The sequence below is a fragment of the Pantoea sp. X-Soil-TKNS-1207 genome, assembly GCF_059730485.1.
On the sequence record NZ_AP035958.1, the window covers coordinates 4,199,363 to 4,217,765 of the forward strand.

At 57.3% G+C, this 18,403-nt stretch carries 16 protein-coding genes; 10 read left to right on the forward strand and 6 right to left on the reverse strand.

Annotated elements, in window-relative coordinates; translation table 11 throughout:
• Window positions 1-87: 87 nt before the first annotated feature.
• The 3 genes from metF to metB all read right to left on the reverse strand — a co-directional run bounded on the left by metF (window position 88) and on the right by metB (window position 4,803).
• Window positions 88-987 carry a methylenetetrahydrofolate reductase gene (gene metF, locus AC6I8V_RS19560; protein WP_497843821.1) on the reverse strand — a complete coding sequence of 300 codons (900 nt, stop codon included), beginning with the start codon at window positions 985-987 and terminating at the stop codon, window positions 88-90.
• A gap of 217 nt (window positions 988-1,204) precedes the next feature.
• On the reverse strand, window positions 1,205-3,640 hold the full coding sequence (locus AC6I8V_RS19565; protein WP_497843822.1) for a bifunctional aspartate kinase/homoserine dehydrogenase II: 2,436 nt from the start codon (window positions 3,638-3,640) through the stop codon (window positions 1,205-1,207).
• 2 nt (window positions 3,641-3,642) lie between these two features.
• Window positions 3,643-4,803 carry a cystathionine gamma-synthase gene (gene metB / locus AC6I8V_RS19570; RefSeq protein ID WP_497843823.1) on the reverse strand — a complete coding sequence of 387 codons (1,161 nt, stop codon included), beginning with the start codon at window positions 4,801-4,803 and terminating at the stop codon, window positions 3,643-3,645.
• 276 nt (window positions 4,804-5,079) lie between these two features.
• Here metB and metJ point away from each other — a divergent pair, with 276 nt between their 5' ends.
• A complete protein-coding gene (gene metJ, locus AC6I8V_RS19575; RefSeq protein WP_013510984.1) occupies window positions 5,080-5,397 on the forward strand; it encodes a met regulon transcriptional regulator MetJ in 318 nt (105 codons plus the stop codon).
• 77 nt (window positions 5,398-5,474) lie between these two features.
• On the opposite strand, the gene rpmE is transcribed toward metJ, so the two are convergent.
• Window positions 5,475-5,690, reverse strand: a complete 216-nt coding sequence (gene rpmE / locus AC6I8V_RS19580; RefSeq protein ID WP_497843824.1) for a 50S ribosomal protein L31 — start codon at window positions 5,688-5,690, stop codon at window positions 5,475-5,477.
• Between the two features lie 223 nt (window positions 5,691-5,913).
• Between rpmE and priA the strand changes: the two genes are divergently transcribed.
• The 6 genes from priA to rraA all read left to right on the forward strand — a co-directional run bounded on the left by priA (window position 5,914) and on the right by rraA (window position 12,946).
• Window positions 5,914-8,112: a primosomal protein N' gene (priA, locus tag AC6I8V_RS19585; protein WP_497845889.1), complete on the forward strand. Its 2,199-nt coding sequence runs from the start codon at window positions 5,914-5,916 to the stop codon at window positions 8,110-8,112.
• Between the two features lie 167 nt (window positions 8,113-8,279).
• Window positions 8,280-9,317, forward strand: coding sequence for a DNA-binding transcriptional regulator CytR (cytR, locus tag AC6I8V_RS19590; RefSeq protein WP_497843825.1), 1,038 nt, complete (start codon window positions 8,280-8,282; stop codon window positions 9,315-9,317).
• Window positions 9,318-9,467: 150 nt separating this feature from the next.
• Window positions 9,468-10,346: a cell division protein FtsN gene (gene ftsN / locus AC6I8V_RS19595; protein WP_497843826.1), complete on the forward strand. Its 879-nt coding sequence runs from the start codon at window positions 9,468-9,470 to the stop codon at window positions 10,344-10,346.
• A gap of 89 nt (window positions 10,347-10,435) precedes the next feature.
• A complete protein-coding gene (gene hslV, locus AC6I8V_RS19600; protein ID WP_497843827.1) occupies window positions 10,436-10,966 on the forward strand; it encodes an ATP-dependent protease subunit HslV in 531 nt (176 codons plus the stop codon).
• Window positions 10,967-10,977: 11 nt separating this feature from the next.
• Window positions 10,978-12,309, forward strand: coding sequence for an ATP-dependent protease ATPase subunit HslU (gene hslU, locus AC6I8V_RS19605; protein ID WP_497843828.1), 1,332 nt, complete (start codon window positions 10,978-10,980; stop codon window positions 12,307-12,309).
• A 151-nt stretch (window positions 12,310-12,460) separates the two neighbouring features.
• The gene (rraA, locus tag AC6I8V_RS19610; protein ID WP_497843829.1) at window positions 12,461-12,946 is read left to right on the forward strand and encodes a ribonuclease E activity regulator RraA; all 486 of its coding nucleotides are present in this window, start codon (window positions 12,461-12,463) and stop codon (window positions 12,944-12,946) included.
• Window positions 12,947-13,003: 57 nt separating this feature from the next.
• On the opposite strand, the gene zapB is transcribed toward rraA, so the two are convergent.
• On the reverse strand, window positions 13,004-13,243 hold the full coding sequence (gene zapB, locus AC6I8V_RS19615) for a cell division protein ZapB (protein WP_497845890.1): 240 nt from the start codon (window positions 13,241-13,243) through the stop codon (window positions 13,004-13,006).
• Window positions 13,244-13,673: 430 nt separating this feature from the next.
• Here zapB and AC6I8V_RS19620 point away from each other — a divergent pair, with 430 nt between their 5' ends.
• From AC6I8V_RS19620 to glpX, 3 genes are all read left to right on the forward strand, one after another.
• A complete protein-coding gene (locus AC6I8V_RS19620; RefSeq protein WP_497843830.1) occupies window positions 13,674-14,522 on the forward strand; it encodes an MIP/aquaporin family protein in 849 nt (282 codons plus the stop codon).
• A 31-nt stretch (window positions 14,523-14,553) separates the two neighbouring features.
• On the forward strand, window positions 14,554-16,068 hold the full coding sequence (gene glpK, locus AC6I8V_RS19625) for a glycerol kinase GlpK (RefSeq protein ID WP_497843831.1): 1,515 nt from the start codon (window positions 14,554-14,556) through the stop codon (window positions 16,066-16,068).
• A gap of 95 nt (window positions 16,069-16,163) precedes the next feature.
• Window positions 16,164-17,174: a class II fructose-bisphosphatase gene (glpX, locus tag AC6I8V_RS19630; protein ID WP_497843832.1), complete on the forward strand. Its 1,011-nt coding sequence runs from the start codon at window positions 16,164-16,166 to the stop codon at window positions 17,172-17,174.
• On the opposite strand, the gene emrD is transcribed toward glpX, so the two are convergent.
• Window positions 17,164-18,360 carry a multidrug efflux MFS transporter EmrD gene (gene emrD / locus AC6I8V_RS19635; protein WP_497843833.1) on the reverse strand — a complete coding sequence of 399 codons (1,197 nt, stop codon included), beginning with the start codon at window positions 18,358-18,360 and terminating at the stop codon, window positions 17,164-17,166. The genes glpX and emrD overlap by 11 nt on opposite strands.
• Window positions 18,361-18,403 lie beyond the last annotated feature (43 nt).

Here is an 18,403-nt window from a genome sequence, read left to right on the forward strand (position 1 = left end):
AGGTCGCCATTAATGGCGACCCTACACGCAAAGTGCGCATTTATATGCGCCGTCAGAAAAGCAAAAGGGGCCGAAGCCCCTTTTTTCTTATCCAACCGCAGCGCCCGGACGCACGCCCAGCGTGTGGCAAATCGCATAACTCATTTCGGCGCGATTCAGGGTGTAGAAGTGAAAATCTTTCACGCCTTCACGCGACAGAATCTTCACCATATCCATCGCGATATTGGCGCCGACCATTTTGCGCGTTTCCGCGTCATCATCCAGCCCCTCAAACATCGCGTTCATCCAGCCCGGCACGCGCACGTTAGTCATGGTGGCAAAACGTTGCAGCTGTTTAAAGTTTGAGACCGGCAGAATGCCCGGCACGATTTCTACGTCGATACCGGTCGCTACGCAGCGGTCGCGGAAGCGCAGATAGCTTTCCACGTCGAAGAAGAACTGGGTAATCGCACGGTTGGCACCGGCATCAATCTTACGCTTCAGGTTAATCAGGTCCGCCTGCGCGCTTTTGGCTTCCGGGTGCACTTCCGGATACGCCGCCACCGAGATATCGAAATCGCCCACCTCTTTCAGCAGTTCGACCAGGTCAGAGCCGTACATATCCGGCTTGCCGCCGCCCGGAGGTAAATCCCCGCGCAGGGCGACGATGTGGCGAATGCCGTTATTCCAGTAATCGGTCGCAATGGTTCGCAGCTCATCGCGGGTCGCGTCAATGCAGGTCAGATGCGGTGCTGCTTCCAGACCGGTGCGTTCTTTGATGCCCTTGATAATGCTGTGCGTGCGGTCGCGCTCGCCGGAGTTCGCGCCATAGGTGACTGACACAAATTTCGGCTTCAGGCTGCTGAGGCGATCGATAGAATTCCACAGGGTCTCTTCCATTTCGCTGGTGCGTGGCGGGAAAAACTCAAAGGAGACATTAATTTGCCCGTTCAGCTCAGCCAGGCTTTGATTCAGCGCTTCGCGCTGATTGGCATGAAAGAAACTCATCCTGTTACCTCATCTTCACACATCGATTATTTGCGGCCTGCGAACATCCATACGTTTAGACGTCCAGATGCACAAAATGAACGATTAACGTCGAAGCGTCAATGGAAAATTAATGAACAAGCGTGACAAATATTCAAACAAGGTGAAAGAGTTTCATGATCGCAGGGGCAAGATGAAAAACGCAGACGGTAAATACCGTCTGCATGGCACTGACAGATTACAGCAGTTGGGCGAGGCGGTTGATATCAGACTGGATAGCCCCCGCGGTAACGTCGCGTCCGGCGCCTGGCCCGCGGATCACCAGCGGATTATCGCGATACCAGCGACTTTCGATGGCGAACACGTTATCGCAGGGCAGCAGCGCCGCCAGCGGATGTTCCGGGCGCACCGCTTCAACGCCGACACGCGCTTTCCCGTTGGCATCGAAACGCGCGACATAACGCAGCACCAGCCCCATCTCCTGCGCCGCTTCCAGACGCTGAACCATCTGATCATTCAGTTCGTCAGCGTTTTCAAAGAAGTGGTCAATCGATTCGCCTTCACAGCTGGATGGCACCAGCGACTCAACGCGGACCTGATTCGGTTCGATGTTGTATCCCGCTTCACGCGCCAGAATCACCAGCTTGCGCATCACGTCCTGACCAGAGAGATCAACACGCGGATCGGGTTCAGTCAGCCCCTGCTGCCACGCCTGATCCACCAGCTCGGAGAACGGCACGGTGCCATCAAATTGCAGGAACAACCAGGAGAGCGTTCCGGAGAAAATGCCGCTGATCGCCAGAATGGCATCGCCGCTTTCACGCAGATCGCGCACCGTGTGGTTTACCGGCAGGCCCGCGCCGACGGTGGCGTTATACAACCAGTGACGACCGGTTTTGGCGAAGGCATCGCGAATCTGGCGCCAGCTCTGGCTATTCGACGCCCCGGCGACTTTGTTGGCGCTGATCACATGGAAACCGTGGCTGGCGAAATCCAGGTACTGCTGCGCCAGCGGCTCACTGGCCGTGACGTCCAGCACCACCAAATCATCGAACGGATGCGCCCGCATCCACAGGAACAGCGACTCTTCATCGCGCTCCACAGCCTCATCGTCAAAGAACGCCAGCGCGCGGCTGGCTTCGAGACCATCATAGCTCAGCAGGCTGCGGCGGCTGTCCGCCACACCGGCCAGGATAAACTCAAACCCGGTACGCGCCGACAACGTCTCCTGCTCACGCGCAAACAGCTCCAGCCAGCGCGAGCCGATATTGCCTTTGCCGAACAGCATCAGGCCGATGCGCTTCTCCGCACGGAACAGCGACTGATGCAGCCCCTGAATCAAATGCTGGGTAGGTCCGACGCGCAGCACCGCCACGATGCTGATGTGCTCATCCGACTGCCAGACAAACTCCACCGGCTGATCTTTGATCTGCTGCCAGAAGCGATGGCTGTGCAACGGATTGCGCGTCACACCGGCACCGACCAGCGCCACCAGCGCTAAGCCATCACGCAGTTGCAGATGGCCCGGCAGCGCCGCGTCCTGAAGCAAGCTAAAGGCGCTGTTGACCACTTCGGAGGTATAGCAGAGCTGCAAAAGCTGACGATCAGGATGCGTACCCACCGCCAGCGGACGCAGTTGCGCGCGCTTCAGCAGCAGATCGATCTCTTTATTAAGGATGGCGAAATCGTGGCTGTCCGGGATCTGAATCTCAATCAGGCAGACATCATCGTGACTGGTCACGATACGCGCGCCGGTGCCAGAGGCCAGCACGCGTTCAATACGTGTTGAACCCTGCTCCGGCTGGTAGCTGCAACGCAGCTGTAAATCGATATCGCTGTTGGACACCGGCTGAAGAGTACGGGTGTGCAGCACCGGCGCAGCCAGACGCGCCAGCTCGCTGGCTTCATCCAGGCGCAACAACGGCAGCAGACAGGCATCCGAGACTTTGCGCGGGTCGGCGCTATATACGCCCGCCACGTCACTCCAGATGGTGACGCGCCCGACACCGGCCAGCGCACCAATCTGGGTGGCCGAATAGTCAGAACCATTGCGCCCCAGCAGTACGGTTTCGCCCGCGTCGTTGCGACTGATAAAGCCGGTTACCACCAGGCGTTTATGCGGATGCTGCGTCAGCAGCGCCTGCAACAACGGCCAGGATTTGCCTTCATCCACCTGCGGTTGTGCGGCACGTTCAGCGCGCAGGAAATCGCGCGCATCCAGCCAGACCGCGTCAATATCACGCTGGCTCAGCACTGCCGCCATTAAACGCGCAGACCAGACTTCGCCATGCCCCACCACCTCAGCGTAAACCGCATCGGTAATAGTGCCATCCAGCAGCGCCGCCAGTTTTTCCAGATCGCGGATAAAGGTGGCGGTGAGGGTTTCAGCGGTTTCAGCAGGCAGCAGCGAAGCAATCAATTCACTGTGGAAACGCCGTAATGCCTGTTGCACCTGGTGCGCAGACAACCGATCGTTCTGGCTCAGCTTGAGCCAGCTAATCAGCTGGTTAGTGGTGCTGCCTGCGGCAGAGACCACCATCAAATCGCCCGGCTGGCTGTAATCCGCCATAATGCTGGCAACGCGTTGATAACAACGCGCATCGGCCAGGCTACTGCCACCAAATTTGTGCAACTGCTTACTGGTCGGCGTTCCCGCGCCTGCTGAAATCGTCATGGTTACCCCTCGGCTGCGATCCGGAATGCATTATCCAGATCGGCGATTAAATCTTCGTGATCTTCAATTCCGACAGAAATGCGCAGCAGCGTTTCGGAAATTCCCGCAGCCGCGCGCGCTTCGGCCGACATGCCAGCGTGTGTCATGGTTGCCGTGTGTGAAATCAGGCTTTCAACGCCGCCCAGCGACTCAGCCAGCGTAAACAGCTGCAACGCTTTCAGGAAACGACGCAGACGGGCTTCGTCGGCATCCAGTTCGAAACTTAACATGGCGCCAAAGCCACGCTGTTGACGCACCGCATATTCGTGACCGGCATTTTCCGGCAGTGAAGGATGATACAGTTTTTTCACCAGCGGTTGTTGCTTTAGGTAATCAACAATCGCCAGCGCATTACGCTGAGCGGCCGCCATGCGCGGTGCCAGGGTGCGCAGACCGCGCAGCAGCAGATAGCTATCAAAAGCCGCGCCGGTCACGCCAATATTGTTGGCCCACCAGGCCAGTTCAGTAACCAGCGCCGGGTCTTTGGCGATCACCACACCCGCGACCACATCTGAGTGACCGTTGAGGTATTTGGTACAGGAGTGAAGCACCAGGTCAGCGCCAAGCGCCAGCGGGTTTTGCAGTGCCGGGCTGAGGAAGGTGTTATCAACTACGCTGATGGCGCCCGCTGCGCGCGCAGCCTCACAAATTCCGGCGATATCCACCACGCGTAATAACGGATTGCTGGGGCTTTCGACCAGCACCAGTTTTGGTTTTTCCGCCAGCGCCGCCTGCAATGCCGCTTTATCGCCCTGATCAACAAACTTCACGCGATACGCGCCGCGTTTGCTCAGGCTATCGAACAGACGGTAGCTGCCGCCGTAGCAGTCGTGCGGGGCCACCAGCAGGTCACCCGGCTTCAGGAACACCGTTGTCACCAGATGAATCGCCGACATGCCGGTATTGGTTAATACCGCGCCTGCGCCACCTTCCAGTTCCGCCAGCGCACGCTGCACCACATCACGCGTCGGATTGCCGCGACGTGAATAGTCATGAGCGCGTGGCTCGTTGAAATCGAGAAAGTTATAGGTACTGGAAAGGTGAATCGGTGGGACAACGCAGCCATATTGCTCGTCATCATTCAAACCGCTGCGAACTGCGATGGTTGCCTGTTTACGCGTCATGGTGCTTACTGTTCCTGAAGAGTAATAAGAAGAGGCAACAGGATAGCACTCCGTAGATGGACGTCAATACATCTGGACATCTAAATGTCTTTGCGTATAGATTGAGCAAAGCCCGAATAACCGCTAAAATTACGCGTCATCGCCTGGTGTTCAGCGCGCTTTCTGCCGAAAGTAACGTTTAAGCATAAAACCTGCATTTTCAGGGGTCAGGCACCAAAAAATCGGGCATAATCAACGGATTTCCCCACATTCCACTTTTATTGATTAAGGTAACCCATGGCTGAATGGAACGGCGAATATATCAGCCCTTACGCTGAACACGGTAAGAAAAGCGAGCAGGTCAAAAAGATTACGGTATCTATCCCGCTGAAAGTTCTGAAGATTTTAACGGACGAGCGTACCCGCCGTCAGGTGAACAACCTGCGTCATGCCACGAACAGCGAGCTGCTGTGCGAAGCCTTTTTGCATGCTTTCACCGGCCAGCCTCTGCCGGACGACGTTGATCTGCGCAAAGAACGCAGCGATGAGATCCCGGAAGAAGCGAAGAAGATCATGCGTGAGATGGGCATCAATCCCGATACCTGGGAATACTGAAGCCAGAAACAAAAAAACCCAGCCGAGGCTGGGTTTTTTCTTGCTGCCGACTCCTGAAAGCCGACGGCAAACAAATCTTATTTCTTGCTGGTTGGCAGGCTGAAACGCTTGTTGAAGCGATCAACACGACCACCGGTGTCAACGACACGCTGCTTACCAGTGTAGAACGGGTGGCATTTGCCGCACACGTCCAGGTTCAGGTTGTGGTTCATGGTAGAGCGAGTGTTGATCACGTTACCGCAAGAGCAAGTGATGGTCACTGCTTCGTATTTCGGGTGAATACCTTGTTTCATGGGAGAACCTCATAAAAGGCCGTGTCGCTCTCTATGCCAGGCGAACCTGCACAGCACCACACGCGGTTGAACAATATGTGTAATCTTTGACGAGCGATTCTCATCAAAGGCGGCGTAGTATACAGAAAATGACCGCTTTTGGCAAATGGCGTGGATGGATATCCGCCTGCCGCGCCAGCGTGTACACTACTTCTCCTTATTACAGAACCGGATAGAGATCGTCATGCCCGTTGTTCAGGTTGCCCTGCCCGTTCCGCTGCCTCGCCTGTTTGACTACCTGCTCCCCGCTGATGCGGCACAGCCGGTGGCGGGCAGCCGTGTCAGCGTGCCGTTTGGCAACCGAAAAATGGTGGGCATTGTGGTCGCGGTGCGCGCAACCAGCGACCTGCCGCTGACGCAGCTAAAGCAAATCGATGCGCTGCTGGACGACGGCAGCCTGTTCTCCCCCGAACTGTGGCGCATTCTGCACTGGGCGGCGCAGTACTACCATTCGCCACTCGGCGAAGTGCTCAGCCATGCGTTGCCGGTATTGCTGCGTCAGGGCAAACCGGCGCAGGAAGCCCCGCTGTGGCAATGGGTGATCAATGACGCCGGACGTGAAGTGGCGATGGAGAGCCTGAAGCGCGCACCCAAGCAGCAGCAGGCGCTGGCAGCGCTTCGGCAGCAGCCGCTCTATCGTCATCAGGTCAGCGAGCAGGATCTTACCGATGCCGCGCTCCAGGCGCTGCGGGCCAAAGGGTTGTGCGATCTGCGTGAACACGCCGCGCAAATGCACGACTGGCGCGAGACCTTCGCGGTCAAAGGCGAACGGCTGCGCCTCAATACCGATCAGGCGATGGCGGTGGGCGCGATTCGTAGCGAAGACGATCGTTATGCCGCCTGGCTGCTGGCCGGTATCACCGGTTCCGGTAAAACCGAGGTCTATCTCAGCGTGCTGGAAAACGTGCTGGCGCGGGGTAAACAGGCGCTGGTGCTGGTGCCGGAAATTGGCCTGACGCCGCAAACCATCGCCCGCTTCCGGGAACGTTTCCACGCACCGATTGATGTGCTGCACTCCGCGCTGAACGACAGCGAACGCCTTGCCGTCTGGCTGCGGGCGCGCAGCGGCGAAACCGCGATTGTGATTGGCACCCGCTCCGCCCTCTTCACTCCGCTGGCCCGCCCTGGGGTGATCATCATTGATGAAGAACACGACAGCTCCTATAAACAGCAGGAAGGCTGGCGCTACCAGGCGCGCGACCTGGCGGTTTTTCGCGCCCATGAAGAAGACATCCCGATTGTGATGGGATCGGCGACGCCGGCGCTGGAAACGCTGCACAACGTGCGCAACGGCAAATATCGCCAGCTCAACCTCACCAAGCGCGCCGGTAATGCTAAACCGGCGTTGCAGCAGCTGATTGATCTGAAAGGCCAGCAGCTGAAAGGCGGCCTGGCCCCGGCGCTGCTGGGCAAAATGCGCCAGCATTTGCAGGCCGATAACCAGGTGCTGCTGTTCCTTAACCGCCGCGGTTTTTCACCGGCGCTGATGTGCCATGACTGCGGCTGGATTGCCGAATGTCAGCGCTGCGACCGTTATTACACCCTGCATCAACATCACCGCCAGCTGCGCTGCCACCATTGCGACAGCCAGCGTCCGCTGCCCAATCAGTGTCCGGGTTGTGGTTCCACCCATTTAATGCCGGTGGGCGTTGGGACGGAACAGCTGGAGCAGCAGCTCGGCACACTCTTTCCTGGCGTGCCGGTATCGCGCATCGACCGTGACACCACCAGCCGCAAAGGCGCGCTGGAGCAACATCTGGCCGATGTGCATCGCGGTGGCGCGCGCATTCTGGTTGGCACCCAGATGCTGGCGAAAGGCCACCACTTTCCCGATGTCACGCTGGTGTCGTTATTAGATGTCGATGGCGCGTTGTTCTCCGCTGATTTCCGCGCTGCCGAGCGTTTCGCGCAGCTCTACACCCAGGTTGCCGGACGCGCCGGGCGCGCAGGCAAACAGGGCGAAGTGTTGTTGCAGACCCACCACCCTGAACATCCGTTGCTGCAAACCCTGCTGCACCGCGGCTATTTTGCCTTTGCCGAGCAGACGCTGCTGGAACGCCAGTCAGTCCATTTGCCCCCCTGGACCAGCCACGCGCTGTTCCGCGCCGAAGATATGGATAACCAGCAGGCGGCCGAATTTCTCAACCAGCTGCGCAATTTGCTGGAAGCCAGCCCGCTGAAGGATGCATCGCTGTGGCTGATGGGGCCGGTCCCGGCATTGCAGCCTAAACGCAGCGGACGCTGGCGCTGGCAGCTGCTGCTGCAACATCCATCGCGTAAACGTCTGCAACAGTTGCTAAGCAGTTCGCTACCGCTAATCTCGACGTTACCCGCCTCGCGCAAAGTCAAATGGACGCTGGATATCGACCCGACTGAGAGCTAGGTCATGTCACATCTGCGATCGGGATCGAAAAAAGTCGCGCAAGTCACAAATTTTATGCAAATTAGGTAACAACCCCACCCGACGTTCGGTTAACAATAGTGCCCAGCCTGGCTGATGCCTGGCTTTCGTTAGAAATTCACGCACCGTATTGCGTCAGGAGCAAAACGTTGGATCAGAAGCAACCCTCATCCGTCGCCACCATGAAAGATGTGGCAGAGAAAGCGGGCGTTTCGACCGCCACGGTTTCTCGTGCATTGATGAATCCGGAAAAAGTCTCACCGGCCACGCGGCAGAAAGTCGAACAGGCGGTGATCGCCGTCGGTTATTCACCGCATAGTCTGGCGCGCAACGCCAAACGCGGCGATACACTCACTATCCTGGTGATAGTGCCGGATATCTGCGATCCCTTTTTCAGTGAAATAATTCGGGGTGTGGAAGTGACCGCCGCCCAGGAGGGATATCTGGTGCTGATTGGCGATTGCGCCCATCAGAATAAGCAGGAAAGAACCTTTCTCAATCTTTTGATGACGCGTCAAATCGACGGCATGGTGCTGCTCGGTTCGCAGCTGCCGTTTGAGGCAGGCATTGATGACCAGCGCAACCTGCCGCCGATGGTAATGGGGAATGAATTCGCGCCGGAGATGGCGCTGCCTACGGTGCATATCGATAACCTGACGGCCGCCTTCGAAGCGGTTAATCACCTGCTGCAACTCGGCCATCGCCAGATTGCCTGCATCACCGGGCCGGAACATGTCCCGCTGTGTCAGTACCGTTTGCAGGGCTACATTCAGGCGCTGCGTCGCAGCAACCTGCCGGTTGACCCCACGCTGATTGTGCACGGCGACTTTACCTTTGAAGCCGGCGCCAATGCGCTGAAGCAGCTGATGAGCCTGCCGAATCCGCCCAAAGCGCTGTTTTGCCATAGTGATTTGATGGCGCTGGGCGCGATGAATCAGGCACGCAAGCTGGGTATGCGCATTCCGCAGGATCTTTCCGTGGTGGGCTTTGACGATATCGAACTGGCGCAATATTACGATCCGCCCCTGACTACCGTCGCGCAGCCGCGGTTTGAGATCGGTCGTGAAGCGATGTTATTGCTGCTGGATGAGTTGCAAGGCAAGCGCGTCAACAACGGTTCCCGCCTGCTGGATGCGGAACTGCGCGTGCGCGGCAGCACGGCACCGGCCGCAAAACGTGAAAAATAGCCGCCTTTGCTGTGCATTTTCAGCGGATTCTGAAGGCAGACTCCGCTGGTCAAAGTTCCGGCCCTTGAGTAACATGGCGAATTCCTTGCCGGGCAATTAACAGCACATTTACACGCCCATGGCACTTTTTTGAAGGGTATCAGAACGAGAGTGGCACAAAGAGATTACGTAGGCCGCGGGCGTTCAACAGGGACGCGTCGCAAAAAAAGCACGGGCCGCAGCAAGAAAAGCAAAGGCGGTTCGGGCACCTCCAAACTGATGATCGTACTGGCCGCGGCCGTACTGGTCACCTTTGCCGGTGGCTTATGGTTCATCTCCCACCACAAAAAAGAAGAGACACCGGTCATCCCGGATCACAAAGCTAACGGCAACGGCCTGCCGCCGAAGCCGGAAGAACGCTGGAAATACATCAAAGAACTGGAAAATCGTCAGCTCACCGTCCCGACCCCAACGGAACCTTCCGCGGGCGGCGGCGTACAATCGCAAACGCAGCTGACCGATGAACAGCGCCAGCTACTGGAACAGATGCAGGCGGATATGCGCCAGCAGCCGACCCAGCTGAATGAAGTGCCGTGGAACGAACAAACCCCGGCGCAGCGCCAGCAGACCCTGCAACGTCAGCAGCAGCAACAACAGTTGCAGCGCCAGCAGCAGGTTCAGCAACAGCAACACGCGCAGCCGATACCGCAGCAGCAGCCGGTAACCCGTCAGCCGCAGCAGCCTGCGCCGATCACGCGTGTGCCGGAACCGCAAAGTCGTCCAGCGGAAACCGCGAAAGCGAAACCGGTCGAGAAAGCGCCGTCACAGCGCTGGATGGTGCAGTGTGGTTCGTTTAAAGGGACGGACCAGGCGGAATCCGCGCGTGCCGCGCTGGCTTTCGAAGGTTTTGAGAGCCGGATTACCACCGGCGGTGGCTGGAATCGCGTGGTCATTGGGCCGTTCAAAGATCGTACCAGCGCCGACAGCACGGTAAAACGCCTGCACAGTTCCGGCCACGGAAACTGTATTCCCCTCGCTATTGGGGGTTGAAACCCTTCAATCCCGCCCCATATCTGGTTGCATGATACTCCGCGCTGTATGCGCGGAGTCCTTTATCTACTGCAACAAGGGGTCTGCCCGTGACAACAATAGTAAGTGTACGACGCAACGGCCATGTAGTGATTGGCGGTGATGGCCAGGCTACTCTCGGCAATACCGTAATGAAAGGCAACGTTAAGAAAGTGCGTCGTCTTTACAACGACAAAGTTATCGCCGGTTTTGCTGGCGGCACCGCAGATGCCTTTACCCTCTTCGAACTGTTCGAACGCAAACTGGAAATGCACCAGGGACATCTGGTGAAAGCCGCGGTCGAGCTGGCTAAAGACTGGCGTACCGACCGTATGCTGCGCCGCCTGGAAGCACTGCTGGCGGTGGCCGACGAATCCGCCTCGCTGATCATCAGCGGTAACGGCGACGTGATCCAGCCGGAAAATGATCTGATTGCTATCGGTTCGGGTGGACCTTACGCCCAGGCAGCGGCACGCGCCCTGCTGGAAAACACCGAGTTAGGTGCAAAGGATATCGTGGCCAAAGCGCTCGATATCGCTGGCGATATCTGCATCTACACCAACCATAATGTTAACTTCGAAGAATTACCGTCCAAGGCGTAAGGATCTGAATCATGTCTGAGATGACTCCCCGCGAGATTGTCAGCGAACTCAATCGCTTTATTATCGGCCAGGACGGCGCAAAACGTGCCGTGGCTATTGCGCTGCGTAACCGCTGGCGTCGTATGCAGCTCGACGAAGAGCTGCGCCATGAAGTCACGCCGAAAAACATCCTGATGATCGGCCCGACCGGCGTCGGTAAAACCGAAATCGCCCGTCGTCTGGCCAAACTGGCCCATGCGCCGTTCATCAAAGTGGAAGCCACCAAATTCACCGAAGTGGGTTACGTCGGTAAAGAAGTGGATTCCATCATTCGCGATCTGACCGATGCGGCCGTGAAAATGGTGCGCATTCAGGCGATTGAGAAGAACAAATACCGTGCCGAAGAGATGGCTGAAGAACGCATTCTCGACGTGCTGATCCCACCAGCGAAAAACAACTGGGGCCAGCCGGAGCACAACGCGGAGCCGTCTGCGGCACGTCAGTCTTTCCGCAAGAAGCTGCGTGAAGGCCAGCTGGACGACAAAGAGATTGAGATCGATCTGGCGGCCGCCCCTATGGGTGTGGAAATCATGGCCCCTCCGGGCATGGAAGAGATGACCAGCCAGCTGCAATCCATGTTCCAGAATCTCGGCGGTCAGAAGCAGAAGCCGCGTAAGCTGAAAATCAAAGACGCCATGAAGCTGCTGATTGAAGAAGAAGCCGCCAAACTGGTGAACCCGGAAGAACTGAAGCAGGATGCTATCGACGCCGTTGAGCAGCACGGCATCGTGTTTATCGATGAGATCGACAAAATCTGTAAGCGCGGCCAGTCATCCGGCCCGGATGTGTCGCGTGAAGGCGTGCAGCGTGACCTGCTGCCGCTGGTGGAAGGCTGTACCGTTTCCACCAAACACGGCATGGTGAAAACGGACCATATCCTGTTTATCGCCTCCGGCGCGTTCCAGGTGGCCAGCCCGTCCGATCTGATTCCGGAGTTGCAGGGCCGTCTGCCGATTCGCGTTGAGTTGCAGGCGCTGACGGTAAACGATTTCGAGCGCATTCTGACCGAACCGAATGCCTCCGTGACCGTGCAGTATAAAGCGCTGATGGCGACAGAAGGGGTGAATATTGATTTCACCGAGGACAGCATCCGCCGCATCGCCGAAGCAGCATGGCAGGTGAACGAAACCACCGAGAACATCGGTGCGCGTCGTCTGCATACCGTGCTGGAGCGTCTGATGGAAGATATCTCCTATGACGCCAGCGATCGTAACGGTGAATCGATCACCATCGATGCTGAATATGTTGGTAAGCATCTGGATCAGCTGGTCGCCGACGAAGATCTCAGCCGCTTTATCCTGTAAGTCATCGTCGCAACGATGCCCGGCCACTGTGCCGGGCATTTTTTTTGCGCAGGATATTGATGCAGCGCTTTTTTTAGCGGGTGATGATTTTGCCAACACTTGCCAGATAGCGATATACTTATCGCTCCTGTGGCAAACAGACGACATCCTTATGAAATACGACATATCTGGACTCTGCGACATCTACCATGAAGAAGTGAACGTTGTTGAACCGCTTTTTTCCAACTTTGGCGGACGCACCTCATTCGGTGGTCAGATAACCACAGTGAAATGCTTTGAAGACAACGGCCTGTTGTATGACCTGCTGGAAGAGAACGGCCGTGGTCGGGTGCTGCTGGTTGATGGCGGCGGTTCCGTGCGCCGTGCGCTGGTGGACGCAGAACTGGCGCGTCTGGCGGTGCAAAACGAGTGGGAAGGGATTGTGGTGTACGGCTCGGTGCGTCAGGTTGACGAACTGGAAGAGCTGGAACTCGGCATCCAGGCGATTGCAGCCATCCCGGTCGGTGCTGCCGGTGAAGGCATTGGCGAAAGCGATGTGCGCGTCAACTTTGGCGGCGTGACCTTCTTCTCCGGCGATCATCTTTACGCGGATAACACCGGGATGATCCTGTCTGAAGACGCACTCGACATCGAGTAACCTCAGAAACAAAAACGGGTGCCGCGGCACCCGTTGTTTCAAGCGTTCAAAGTACGCTTAAACTTCTTCCATTTTTCCCAGCAGGGCACGCAGACGCTCCTGCCATACATGCTGTTCTTCTTTCAGCTGCTGGTTTTCGCGCACCAGCGCATCCTGGTTGCCAGAAGACTGCTGAACTTCATTCTTCAGGCTATTATTCTGATCTTTCAGCTCTTCGATTTCCATCTGCAGCAGGGTGATGGTATCAATCGCCTGCTGTACTTTCGCTTCCAGTTTTTCGAACACTTCAAATGACATCTTTCTGACCTCTCCTAAATCTTGCAAGGCGTTGATGGTGCTGACCCGACGCAACGCGCGCCCGTCCATGACGCGGTCAGCAACGATGTCCCGATTGTATGTAGCGCGCCCCGGCAAGTCCAGCGGCGCAAGGCTGGCGAGGGGAGTCTGTAACACTTTTCAGTCAATGCCTAAAAAAATGCGCACCTGCGAGCATATTTATCCATAACACCAACGATAACCCTGCGCACAACGCGGCTAATAGCGCTTAAAGAAACGCAAAAGACGCGAAAACGCGCATTTTTATGACGGAGCACACAGAATTCGATTTCGCTATTTCTCGTTTATGCTCGTTAACGATAAATTTACAACAGCCCTACAAGTGAGCTGGGTGCCTCAAGGAATGAGAACAAAAACTGATAAAATTTAACCTCGCTTCAGGAATGCCATTATGAGTCAGACAACAAACACACTAACTGGTCAGTGCATCGCCGAATTTCTTGGTACTGGTTTGATTATCTTCTTTGGCGCGGGCTGTGTTGCTGCGTTGAAACTTGCCGGTGCCAGCTTCGGTCAATGGGAAATTTGTATTATCTGGGGTTTAGCTGTCTCCATGGCGGTCTATCTGAGCGCTGGTGTTTCGGGTGCGCATCTTAATCCGGCGGTGACCGTGGCACTTTGCCTGTTTGCCAACTTTGAAGGCCGCAAAGTGCTGCCCTACATTGTGGCGCAGGTCGCAGGTGCGTTCTGTGCTGCGGCGCTGGTCTACGGTCTTTACTACAATTTGTTTATCGATTTCGAGCAAAGTCATCAGATGGTGCGTGGCAGCGTGGATAGCCTCCAGCTGGCAGGTATCTTCTCTACCTATCCAAACCCGCATATCAGCGTGGGTCAGGCGTTCCTGGTTGAGATGGTAATCACGGCTGTGCTGATGGCGGTCATCATGGCGCTGACTGATGACGGTAACGGTGTGCCGCGTGGCCCGCTGGCACCGCTGCTGATTGGTCTGCTGGTTGCTGTGATTGGTGGTTCGATGGGGCCGCTCACCGGCTTCGCCCTAAACCCGGCTCGTGATTTTGGTCCGAAGCTGTTTGCGTGGCTGGCAGGCTGGGGTAACGTCGCCTTCACGGGTGGCAAAGACATTCCTTACTTCCTGGTTCCGATTTTTGGCCCGCTGGTCGGCGCCTGCCTCGGTGCCTTCGGTTACCGCGCATTGATTGGCCGTCACCTGCCAGTCAACATCGTGGAAAGCAGCAAATCAGACAATACGGTCGCCCGCGCTGAGCAGCGTAAAGCGTAAGTTTCACATTTAGATCATCAGGAAAAGCATAATGACTACGACTGATAAAAAATACATTGTCGCGCTCGATCAGGGCACAACCAGCTCACGCGCCGTGGTTCTGGACCATGACGCCAATATCATCGCGGTTTCGCAGCGTGAATTCACCCAGATCTACCCGAAAGCGGGCTGGGTAGAGCATGACCCGATGGATATCTGGGCGTCACAGAGTTCAACGCTGGTCGAAGTGCTGGCCCATGCCGACATCCGTTCTGACGAAATCGCCGCGATTGGTATTACCAACCAGCGTGAAACGGCCATTGTCTGGGATAAAGAGAGCGGCAAACCGATCTATAACGCCATCGTCTGGCAGGACCCGCGTACTGCGGATTACTGTAACAAACTGAAGAAAGAGGGTCTGGAGGAGTATATCCAGCACACCACCGGCCTGGTGATTAACCCTTACTTCTCCGGCACCAAAGTGAAGTGGATCCTCGACCATGTGGAAGGCGCGCGTGAGCGTGCAAAACGCGGCGAGCTGCTGTTCGGCACCGTGGACACCTGGCTGGTGTGGAAAATGACCCAGGGCCGTGTGCACATCACCGACCACACCAACGCCTCACGTACCATGATGTACAACATTCACAAGCTGGAGTGGGATGAGCGTATGCTGGAAATCCTCGACATCCCGCGTGAGATGTTGCCAGAGGTTAAAGGCTCGTCTGAAGTTTACGGCCAGACCAACATTGGTGGTAAAGGCGGTACGCGTATTCCAATCGCCGGGATTGCCGGTGACCAGCAGGCCGCGCTGTACGGTCAAATGTGTGTTGAGCCGGGTATGGCGAAAAACACCTACGGTACCGGCTGCTTTATGCTGATGAACACCGGCACAGAAGCCGTCAACTCAACCCACGGCCTGCTGACCACCATTGCCTGCGGTCCACGCGGTGAAGTGAACTATGCGCTGGAAGGTGCGGTGTTTATTGGTGGTGCGGCAATTCAGTGGCTGCGTGACGAGATGAAGCTGATCAGCGATTCGGCTGACTCTGAATACTTCGCGCTGAAAGTGAAAGACACCAACGGCGTCTATATGGTGCCCGCCTTTACCGGCCTTGGCGCACCATACTGGGACCCGTATGCGCGTGGCGCGATTTTCGGCCTGACGCGTGGCGCTAACGCCAACCACATCATCCGTGCAACGCTGGAGTCGGTGGCTTACCAGACGCGTGACGTGCTGGAAGCGATGCAAAACGATGCCAACACTCGCCTGCAATCTCTGCGTGTGGATGGCGGTGCGGTTGCCAACAACTTCCTGATGCAGTTCCAATCGGACATTCTGGGCACCCGCGTTGAGCGTCCGGAAGTGCGTGAAGTTACCGCGTTGGGTGCGGCGTACCTTGCTGGTCTGGCAGTGGGCTTCTGGAATGACCTTGATGAAGTGCGTTCCAAAGCCGTGATTGAACGCGAGTTCCGTCCGAGCATTGAAACCACCGAGCGCAACTTCCGCTACGCCGGCTGGCAGAAAGCCGTCGCCCGCGCCCAGGCGTGGGAAGAACAAGACCAGTAATCCCCCTGTGACCCGCGGCGCCCTGCCGCGGGTTTTTTCCGCCGCTTTTCCCCGCTGTGCTACACTGCCCGCCTGTTTTTTGTCAGGTGCAGACCATGAAACGAGAACTCGCGATTGAATTTTCCCGCGTTACCGAAGCCGCCGCACTGGCGGGCTATCACTGGTTAGGACGCGGCGATAAGAACGCTGCTGACGGCGCTGCCGTCAACGCCATGCGCATAATGCTTAACACCATCAATATCGACGGCCAGATCGTCATTGGCGAAGGCGAAATCGACGAAGCGCCGATGCTGTACATCGGCGAAAAGGTCGGTACCGGCCAGGGCGATGCGGTGGATATCGCCGTCGATCCGATTGAAGGCACGCGTATGACCGCGCTGGGCCAGGCCAATGCGCTGGCGGTACTGGCGGTGGGCGATAAAGGCAGCTTCCTGCATGCACCTGATATGTACATGGAGAAATTGATTGTCGGGCCTGGAGCGCATGGCGCTATCGACCTCAATTTACCGCTGGAAACCAATCTCCGGCAGATCGCCGACGCGCTGGGCAAATCGCTCGGCCAGCTCACGGTCTCCATTCTGGCCAAGCCGCGTCACGATGCGGTGATTGCCCAGCTGCAGCAACTCGGCGTGCGCGTCTTCACCTTTCCCGATGGCGATGTGGCGGCATCAATTCTGACCTGTATGCCAGACAGCGAAGTGGATGTGTTATATGGCATTGGCGGCGCGCCGGAAGGCGTGGTGTCTGCGGCGGTGATCCGCGCGCTGGATGGCGATATGCAGGCGCGTCTGCTGCCGCGCCATCAGGTGAAAGGCGATAATGAAGAGAATCGCCGCCTGGGCGAGCAGGAGTTGCAGCGCTGTGCCGCAATGGGCATTGAAGCGGGTAAGGTGCTGACGCTGGAACAGATGGCGCGCAACGATAACGTGATTTTTGCCGCCACCGGCATTACCACCGGCGATTTACTCAAAGGCATCACGCGCAACGGCAACATCGCCACCAGCGAAACCCTGCTGATTCGCGGCAAGTCGCGCACCATTCGCCGCATCCAGTCGATTCACTATCTGGATCGCAAAGACGCGGCGCTGCACCCGTTTATCCTGTAACCGTCTGCTTGCCGCTCTCGGGATGACGTGAGAGCGGCCACCAGCACAGCAGCATCACCAGCGCGGTGACAAACATCAGCATCCCAAGGCTGAACTGATCGCGTTGCGGCATCATGGCCGACAGCCACGCGACCAGCCCGGAACCGAGATTCTGCAAACCGCCGATCAACGCCCCCGCGCTGCCCGCCAGCCAGGCGTATGGCTCCATCGCGCCTGATGTCGCCAGCGGAAACAACATACCTGCGCCAAAGAAAAACAGCGCAGCAGGCACCAGCAGCGTCCAGATGTTCATCACGCCAAACCAGGCCGGAACCCACATCAGCAAGCCCGCCAGCAGGCAGCTGTTTACGCCATACCACATCAGCGTATGCCAGGATTTTTGCTCGCGTCCTGCAAACCAGGCGCCGAAAAACGCCGCCGGGATTGGCAGGATAAACAGGATGCTGACCGTCAAGCCATCCAGCCCCAGCACGCCGCCCATCAACACGCCACAGCTGGCTTCAAACACCGCGATCCCCGCCAGCGCGCCAATCAGCAGCAACAGATAACGCACGAAGTTGCCATCGCTAAGTAAGGTGGCGTAGCGCCGCAAAAACGGCGTCACCGGCGCTTCGGCTGGCCGTGTTTCCGGCAGCCAGCGCGCCATGGCCGCCGTCACGCCCACGCACAACAGCAGCAGGAAGGCGAAACAGGCATGCCAGCCAAACAGATGGGTCAGCAACGCGCCGATGACCGGCGCCAGCAGCGGACTGACAAGGATGCCCATATTCAGCAGGCTATTGGCCTGGCGCAGCGCCACACCGGCATAGAGGTCACGCGGCATGGTGCGCGCCATCACCCCTGCCACCCCGGTACCCAGCCCCTGAATGGCGCTACCCAGCACCAGGATATGCAGCGATGGCGCAAACAGCGCGATCAAGGCGCCAGCGGCAAAGATCGTCATACCGGCGAGGATCACCGGCCGCCGTCCGATATTGTCCGACAGCGGGCCGTAGATCAGCTGCGATCCGCCGTAGGTCATTAAATAGGCCGCCATCACCTGCTGCATCGCGCCGCTGCGCACGTTGAGCGCATCCGCCATCGCTGCCATCGCCGGTACATAGATGGTTTGCGCCATCTGCCCTACGGCCACCAGCACAATCAGCATAAACAACAGGAAGCGGTTTTTCGTTTTCGTAATCAACATGGAACAAAATGTCTGTCTGAGAAACAAAGTAAAGACAGCAGTA

Coding starts and splice junctions, on each gene's coding strand:
- metF (WP_497843821.1), bottom strand. CDS start 987: ATGAGTTTCTTTCATGCCAATCAGCGCGAAGCGCTGAATCAAAGCCTG.
- glpK (WP_497843831.1), top strand. CDS start 14,554: ATGACTACGACTGATAAAAAATACATTGTCGCGCTCGATCAGGGCACA.
- glpX (WP_497843832.1), top strand. CDS start 16,164: ATGAAACGAGAACTCGCGATTGAATTTTCCCGCGTTACCGAAGCCGCC.
- emrD (WP_497843833.1), bottom strand. CDS start 18,360: ATGTTGATTACGAAAACGAAAAACCGCTTCCTGTTGTTTATGCTGATT.
- AC6I8V_RS19620 (WP_497843830.1), top strand. CDS start 13,674: ATGAGTCAGACAACAAACACACTAACTGGTCAGTGCATCGCCGAATTT.
- priA (WP_497845889.1), top strand. CDS start 5,914: ATGCCCGTTGTTCAGGTTGCCCTGCCCGTTCCGCTGCCTCGCCTGTTT.
- metB (WP_497843823.1), bottom strand. CDS start 4,803: ATGACGCGTAAACAGGCAACCATCGCAGTTCGCAGCGGTTTGAATGAT.
- zapB (WP_497845890.1), bottom strand. CDS start 13,243: ATGTCATTTGAAGTGTTCGAAAAACTGGAAGCGAAAGTACAGCAGGCG.
- AC6I8V_RS19565 (WP_497843822.1), bottom strand. CDS start 3,640: ATGACGATTTCAGCAGGCGCGGGAACGCCGACCAGTAAGCAGTTGCAC.
- hslU (WP_497843828.1), top strand. CDS start 10,978: ATGTCTGAGATGACTCCCCGCGAGATTGTCAGCGAACTCAATCGCTTT.
- rpmE (WP_497843824.1), bottom strand. CDS start 5,690: ATGAAACAAGGTATTCACCCGAAATACGAAGCAGTGACCATCACTTGC.
- metJ (WP_013510984.1), top strand. CDS start 5,080: ATGGCTGAATGGAACGGCGAATATATCAGCCCTTACGCTGAACACGGT.
- rraA (WP_497843829.1), top strand. CDS start 12,461: ATGAAATACGACATATCTGGACTCTGCGACATCTACCATGAAGAAGTG.